Raw genomic sequence first — 7,026 nt, 5'->3', positions numbered from 1 at the left:
AGCAGCACACTTCAAACCATTTTTCTGATAAATCAATCGACTAGCCTCCCTGTAGCAAGCTTTGACAGCAGCCTCCGCTTAAGATCCTACGAATGTTGCAATGCTACCGTTATATTGAATTGAACCCTGTTCGTGCAGCGATGGTTCATGATCCTGCCGACTATGCTTGGTTGAGCTATCGCCATAACGGATTGGCCGTCGAAAATGACTTATGTACGCCACACGAAGAATATTTAAAACTAGGTAAAACCAAATCGGAGCGAGCTGCTGCATACCGTAACTTATTCAAAAGTCATGTTGATAGTGGATAGCTAAAGTTAATTCGGAACACAGTTAACAAAGGTCTGGCTTTAGGCAGCGAACGGTTTAAGGATGAGGTAGAGTCTCTGTATCGGCGAAGGGTAGGTCAGGGAAGATGGACAGACCAAAGAAAAGTATCATCTGATCCCAGTTGTTAAAAGTAAATGGCTTGCCTACTCCAAAGCATAATAACAAGGGTTGGTATCCTCGCGGGTAAAACATTTAATAAGTCGAAGTACTAATCCTTCACCCTGCGACTTATGTCAAACGTTAAAGTGAGATTGATTGTAAGTATCAAATTCTCATGATTTCTTAGGAGAAAATATATGAGGTTTATGCCATTTTTTTTGTTATCTCTTATCGCCCCTTCATTTGCGGATACACCAAATTGGCTATGTATTGGAGAACACGGCGCTCAGGTTAAAAAGAAAAGCGATATCTTAAGTTCCAACAGCTTCTTAAATTATGACAAGTTGATCATTACAAATGAAGGGCTGCAGTTTTTTGGAAAAGACACCATTATGCTGGACAAATGTAATCGCGATAATAACGTTAGACCAATCTGGTGTGAACGTTCAGATGGATTGTGGAGCGGGAATTTTATGATGGACGCTGATAATGTATTTGTATTGAGCATACTCACTCTTCCCGATAAGGGAGAGCAACGTCATTCATGGTTAATTGGAAGATGCAGCAAAATCTAGGTGTGTTTATAGAGAAGGGATGGGGCAAGCCTCGGGGTCAGGTCTTGTCTTTTTCTCTGGAATAACACCTAATGGTCAAAATGCAAGACCTCACCTCGTAACGCTATACGTACAAATCAAACCCACCCCCTCTTCAACGAATGATGGAGCCAAACATGGAGAAAATAGAGTTTCTGGATTACCTGAGAATTGAGTTTCAGGAGTACTGCCAAATCCCCACTGAGGAGCCCCAGGTAAAACAGGAAAAGAAACAGTTTATTAATGGGATAATGAAAGCAGCACGTATTTTGGGCGTTAGTTTTGATGACTTGAATGCAGTCATTGAAAGTGAAAAACGCAATGCCGGGCATACACATCCCCTCTTCAACCCGAAAGATTTTATTGATATTCCCACATACATACGTAACAGGGTAAATATAACAAATTAGCTTTCATAAAAACGCCGGCTTTTGCCGGCGTTTTGCATTGTCTTCCCCAAGACAAACCTTATTCATTTTACTTGCGCAATACGCCCTCCTCTACCAGCAGGTCGTAAATCGCCTTGGCGGCGGCCTGGGGATCATCGCGGATGCTCTGGGCCCAATTGTTCCTCTGTGGTGGCCGCACAAGCACAACGGAGACCATATCGGCCAAGCACAGCTTGTGAAGCCTGATTTACCCTTCTGCCCGAACATGAAGCTAAAGAGGCCGCCTTGGTAGCAAGGCGGCCTCTCTTTTATTCAGGACTCTTTATTCAGGATTCTTTGTTCAGAATTCTGGTTTAGAAGCTCAGTGTGGCGCCGTCTTCAGGGATCTCGATACGGTCCTCCAGCCCCTTCTCCTGCACATAGCTGCTTAACTCGGCGCGGCTCTGGCCCATGTGATTGATGGCGTCCATATGCACCGCCACCACGGTGGCCTCGGGCGCTTGCTCGGCAAGCCGTACCACATCTTCCTTGCCCATGATGATGGCGCCTTCAAAGCCGTTGACCCGCGCATAGCCGGCGTTTGCCACCACCACCTCCGGGCGGTACTCGGCCAGCGTCTGGCCGACCTCGCTGCGCCAGATGGTATCGCCCACCAGGTACAGGGTTTCATGCGCCGGCGCCTGGAAGACCACCCCCATGGCCTCACCAAGGGAGCCGGCCAGCACCGGGTTCGCGTACATCTCGTCGGTGCCGTGCTGGCCACCGGTCCGGCTCAGGGTGACACCGCCAAATTCGGTGTTGTCGTCGAGGATGCGCACGTCGGTAAAGCCCTGTGAACGGATCAGCTCGGCATCGGCCTCATGCTGGGCGAACAGCGGCATGTCCTTGGGCAGCATGGCCTGAGCCGCATCATCCCAGTGGTCGAGATGGGTGTGGGTAACGATGATGGCATCCACATCGCCGAACACCTCTGCCGCCGGCATCGGCAGCTCGACCAGCGGATTGCGCAAATGGCTGCGATAAGTGTCTTCAAACCCCGGGTAGGCCCCTTTTTTGGCCAGCATGGGGTCGATCAGAAAGGTAGTGTCGGCGTAGGTTATTTTCACCGTGGCGTTGCGGATCAGTTGCACCTGCACCTCACCGTCTTGCGCGCCCCTGGCGGTGGATTCATCGGCAAAGGCGCCGTTGCCGGCGAGGCCCAGGGCCAGGGCTACGGAAGTGGCTAACATTCTGATTTTCATGGTTCGACTCCAATTAGGGTAATCCGCCCCCCGGCTATATCGGGGAGCCTGTTTAACGACAGCCAGTGTGCCGGGATACCAGGGGGAGCGCCATTGACCTGAGTGACAATGTAGGATAGTTTTGGGCCATTCATGCCCACGAGGAACATTATGTCTTCCATCCATGTTGCCGTACTTGCCTTTGAAGGCATCAGCCTGTTTCAGCTTTCCGTTCCGGGGATAGTGTTCGATACCCTCAAGGGGTCGGCAGACGCTCCCCGTTATGAGGTGCGCTACTGCGCCCAGCAGCCCGGCGCCATTCGCAGTGAGCAGGGGCTGATGATCGAGGTGCCGGACGGGTTGGACGCGCTGGCCAGGGCCGACATTGTGGTGGTGCCGGCCTGGAGCGACCCCGAGGTGGCCGCGCCGGTTGAACTGACGGAGGCGCTGCGCCAGGCCCATGACCGGGGGGCGCAGATAGTGGGCTTGTGTCTGGGGGCTTTCGTGCTGGGCGACGCCGGCCTGCTCGACGGCCGTGAAGCCACCACCCACTGGATAGAGAAAGACCTGTTCGCCAGGCGCTTTCCCCATACCCTGTTCCGGCCGGATGTGCTGTATGTGGCGGACGGCACCGTGGTCACCTCGGCGGGCACGGTCGCCGCCATCGACTGTTGCCTGCAACTGGTACGTGATCGCCAGGGTTCGGACGCCGCCAATCACCTGGCCCGGCTGCTGGTCACCCCGCCACACCGCCAGGGCGGCCAGGCCCAGTACATAGAGCGACCGGTGCCCCAAATCCACAGTGAACACCGCCTGCCCGGGGTGCTGGAATGGGCCCGTGAGCACCTGTCCGAGCCGCTCTCGGTCGACCAGCTGGCCGAGGTGGCCATGATGAGCCGGCGCACCTTTACCCGGCGCTTTCGGGAAGCCACCGGCACCACAGTGCTCAAGTGGCTCAATGCCGAGCGGGTGGCCCGGGCGCAGCAACTGCTGGAAACCACCGAACTGCCCATCGAGCACATTGCGGCGGAAGTCGGCTTTGGCACGCCCCTGTCGCTGCGCCAGCAGTTCAGCGCCCAGCTTGGCACCTCGCCTTCGGACTACCGGCGCAGCTTTTGTTTGCGCCGCAAGGCCATGCCGACCTGGCCCGACGGTGAGGCTTGAGCCACGCTTCACCCCGGAATCATCAGCCCTGGTATAAAGCCCAAAAGCCGCCGTGATACCAGGGCGGCTTCTTGCTGACAAACGGTCGTTATCCGCCCTCGGGGTCGCCAGCGCGACCCTGACCGACGCCGGCGGGGGTCGGGGGCAGGAGGCTAGCCCCCTGCCCCCGCCGCTGGATGCCTAGCGCAGGTAACCTTCGGTTATGGCAACCCAATAGGCCGCGCCGATGGGAACTATATCCTGGTTGAACACGTATTCGGGGTGGTGAACGAACTTGCTGTCACCGTTGCCGAGAAAACAATAGGTGCCCTTCTGCTTCTGCAGCATGAAGGCAAAGTCTTCGGAGGCCAGATAGGTCGGCCCCTCCTCGCAGACATTCTCGTCCCCGAAGGTTTCCCTGGCGATCTGGGCGGCCTTGCGGGTTTCCTCGGGATCGTTGATCAGCACGGCGCCCGGCACGCCCTCGCGGATCTCGGCGGTGCAGCCGAAGGACTCGGCCTGCATTTGCACCAGGCGCTTGATGTTGTCCAGCACCATGGTCCTGTCTTCGGGGGTGGTGGTGCGGATCGACAGGCGCAGGGTGGCGGTGTGAGCGATGACATTACCGGCCTCGCCCGCCTGGAAGGAACCGATGGTGACCACGGCACGGTTGGCCGGGGCGACATTGCGCGCCACCACCGACTGCAGCGCCATCACCAGCGACGACCCCGCCACGACCGGGTCGATGGCCAGTTCGGGAAAGGCGCCATGGCCGCCCTTGCCGGTGAGCACCACCTCCCAGTTGTCCACGGCCGCCATTACGTTGCCTTCGGTGAAATACAGCTTGCCCTGCTCCAGCCCCGGCATATTGTGCATGGCAAACACCGCATCGACCGGAAAGCGTTCGAACAGGCCGTCCTCGATCATCGCCGGAGCGCCCTGCATGGTTTCTTCCGCCGGCTGGAATATCAGCCGCACGGTACCGTTGAAGTTTTTCTTTTCGGCCAGATACTTGGCCGCCGCCAGCAGCATGGTGGTGTGTCCGTCGTGGCCGCACAGGTGAGAAACGCCCGTTGCTTTGGAGCAGTAGTGCAGCTCGTTGCTTTCCTGGATCGGCAGGGCGTCGAAGTCGGCGCGGATCCCGATGGCCCTGTCGCTGTCGCCCACCTTCAAGGAGGCGACGATGCCGTACTTGCCCACCCCGGTTTCGATCTCGTATTCGCCGAAGCTGCGCAGGGTCTGCTCTATGTAGCGGGCCGTATCGGCCTCCTGCATGGATAGCTCGGGGTGGCTGTGCATATGCTCGAACCATTCACTGAAGGTGGACTTGTCCTGCATTATATCTTTCACGATTGCGTTCATGTCGTTACTTCCATTTGGCGATTAATGGGATGGCGCCGGCACCGAAGCCGACGCCTGATAATGGCTCAGCCGCGCTCGGCAACCTTTCCCTTCGGGATCGTCAGTACGATCGAAACGGTGGCGGTCACCAGTAACACCAGCGTGAACAGCAGGGCAAAGAAGGCCGCTTCGCGTGAGGCCAGGTTCTCCTGGTTACCCACAAAGGTGACCACCCCTTCGATCCAGTTCACACCGGCATTGTCGCTCGCGATGGCGGTATAGACGGCGGAGGCAATCGCCACCCCGAAGGAGGACCCCAGCGACGATGCCATCTTGTAGATACCGGCGCCGGCACCGGCCTGCTCGGATGGCAGGTTGGAAAGCGCCGCATCGGTAGAGGGGGTAGCGTAGAAGGCCAGCCCCACACCGAACAGGGTAAAGGCGATGACCGACAGTAGCTTGTACGACTCCAGCATCAGGTGGGTCTGCATCAGCAGCACTATGGTGAGTCCAACGATACAGCAGCCCCACAGCATCGGCTGGCGCGGCCCGAAGCGTTGCAGCAGTTTTTCGCCGACGCGGATAAAGGCCAGGATTGAAATCGCGTAACCCAGGGTCACCAGGCCGGCTGCCTGGGCGGAGAGCCCGCCCCCCTGCTGTAGCACCAGCATGGTCACGATGATAATGCCGGCGGTGGCATTCAGCAGCAGATTGGAGAGGGCGGCACCGGTGTAGATGCGGTTGCGGAACAGGCGGAACTGAACAAAGGCGTTGGGGTTGCCGAACTCCAGCTTGAAGAAGGTCACGCCAAGTCCCACCACCAGTGCCATCAGGCCCAGTGCCATCGGGCTGGTCCAGCCGAACTTGCTGCCCTGAGTGGCCAGCACCTGCAGCGCGACCATGGTCGTCACGAACACCATGATCCCCTTGACGTCGAACCTGGAGCCACCGGTAACCCTGGCTCTGGATTCGGGTGTACCACGCACCATCAGCATGCCGAGCAGAGAGACAAGGGCGGCGACGATGAAGATCCAGCGCCAGCCTACGTTCTCGGCCATCAAACCACCGAACAGTGCCGCAAAGCCGGTGCCGCCCCAGGTGCCCATCGACCACAGCGAAATCGCCCGCTGCCGGCCTGCCCCTTGCCAGTACTCTTTCACCAGCGCCAGTGACGCCGGCATGATGAAGGCGCCCGACAGGCCCTGACAAATACGACCCAGCAGCAGGAAGCTGCTGCCCCAGTCACCCGACGGGGCAAATCCCAGCAGCAGCGAGCCGGTAATGGAAAAGGCGAACCCCCACATCACCGTTTTAACACGGCCTATGCGGTCGGCAAGGCCACCGACCACCACCACGAAGATACCCGAGAACAAGGCCGTGATAGACACCGCTATGTTCATGAGGCTTTGTTCTACACCGAGATCGGCGGCCATGGTCGGGGCTATGTTTAGCGTCGTCTGGGCGAAGAGCCAAAAGGCCAGGAGCCCCATTATGATGCCAAACAAGAGCCGGTCGTTACCCTGGTAAGTTACTTCGGCGGCAGCGGATTGATTCATATTGTTAGTCCTGTTTTACAAGGTTCAGCTTTTACTACCTTCAGCCACGCACTCCGACGAAGCCATGTTAAGGAACAGCGTGGTTTGGCCCTGCTGCTCCTACTTTTATGTCAAGATACAATGGTTGTTTTTTGAAACCATTGACCAGAGTCAACAATACCAGTGTTACCGCACCAGGCCAACACATCTTGGTTACAATTTGCTGTATAAACAGGAACTTACAATACAACACGGCGAGAAATATTTTTAAGTATTTGATTTAAAAATAAAAAACAAATCAATTAACCTGTATCAACTCCCTCTTCAGCCACGGCAACAGCGCATGCTGAGACACTCGCGAACCCTGCCCGGCGGT

6 protein-coding genes are annotated in these 7,026 nt (G+C 56.7%); 3 read left to right on the top strand and 3 right to left on the bottom strand.

Translation table 11 applies throughout. The annotated features are described in order from the left end of the window. The first annotated feature begins 626 nt into the window (after window positions 1-626). Both HNR62_RS08745 and HNR62_RS08740 read left to right on the top strand, forming a co-directional pair. Window positions 627-1,004: a hypothetical protein gene (locus HNR62_RS08745; protein ID WP_204795704.1), complete on the top strand. Its 378-nt coding sequence runs from the start codon at window positions 627-629 to the stop codon at window positions 1,002-1,004. Between the two features lie 155 nt (window positions 1,005-1,159). Further along, the gene (locus tag HNR62_RS08740; RefSeq protein WP_204795703.1) at window positions 1,160-1,432 is read left to right on the top strand and encodes a hypothetical protein; all 273 of its coding nucleotides are present in this window, start codon (window positions 1,160-1,162) and stop codon (window positions 1,430-1,432) included. Between the two features lie 332 nt (window positions 1,433-1,764). On the opposite strand, the gene HNR62_RS08735 is transcribed toward HNR62_RS08740, so the two are convergent. Then, entirely contained in the window at window positions 1,765-2,640 is an 876-nt protein-coding gene (locus HNR62_RS08735) for an MBL fold metallo-hydrolase (protein WP_239552697.1), read from the bottom strand. Window positions 2,641-2,802: 162 nt separating this feature from the next. Here HNR62_RS08735 and HNR62_RS08730 point away from each other — a divergent pair, with 162 nt between their 5' ends. Further along, a complete protein-coding gene (locus HNR62_RS08730; RefSeq protein ID WP_204795702.1) occupies window positions 2,803-3,795 on the top strand; it encodes a GlxA family transcriptional regulator in 993 nt (330 codons plus the stop codon). Window positions 3,796-3,975: 180 nt separating this feature from the next. Here HNR62_RS08730 and HNR62_RS08725 read toward each other — a convergent pair whose 3' ends face one another. Together HNR62_RS08725 and HNR62_RS08720 are read right to left on the bottom strand one after the other, a co-directional pair. Continuing rightward, window positions 3,976-5,136 carry a M20 aminoacylase family protein gene (locus tag HNR62_RS08725; protein ID WP_204795701.1) on the bottom strand — a complete coding sequence of 387 codons (1,161 nt, stop codon included), beginning with the start codon at window positions 5,134-5,136 and terminating at the stop codon, window positions 3,976-3,978. 65 nt (window positions 5,137-5,201) lie between these two features. Then, complete coding sequence (locus HNR62_RS08720) at window positions 5,202-6,671, bottom strand: MFS transporter (RefSeq protein WP_204795700.1); 1,470 nt, start codon at window positions 6,669-6,671, stop codon at window positions 5,202-5,204. Between the last annotated feature and the right edge of the window lie 355 nt (window positions 6,672-7,026).

It is taken from the genome of Oceanisphaera litoralis (genome assembly GCF_016907015.1).
GTDB classification, from domain to species: domain Bacteria; phylum Pseudomonadota; class Gammaproteobacteria; order Enterobacterales; family Aeromonadaceae; genus Oceanimonas; species Oceanimonas litoralis.
Note: the sequence above shows the minus strand (reverse complement) of the source record. Positions and strands in the feature narration are given on the sequence as shown.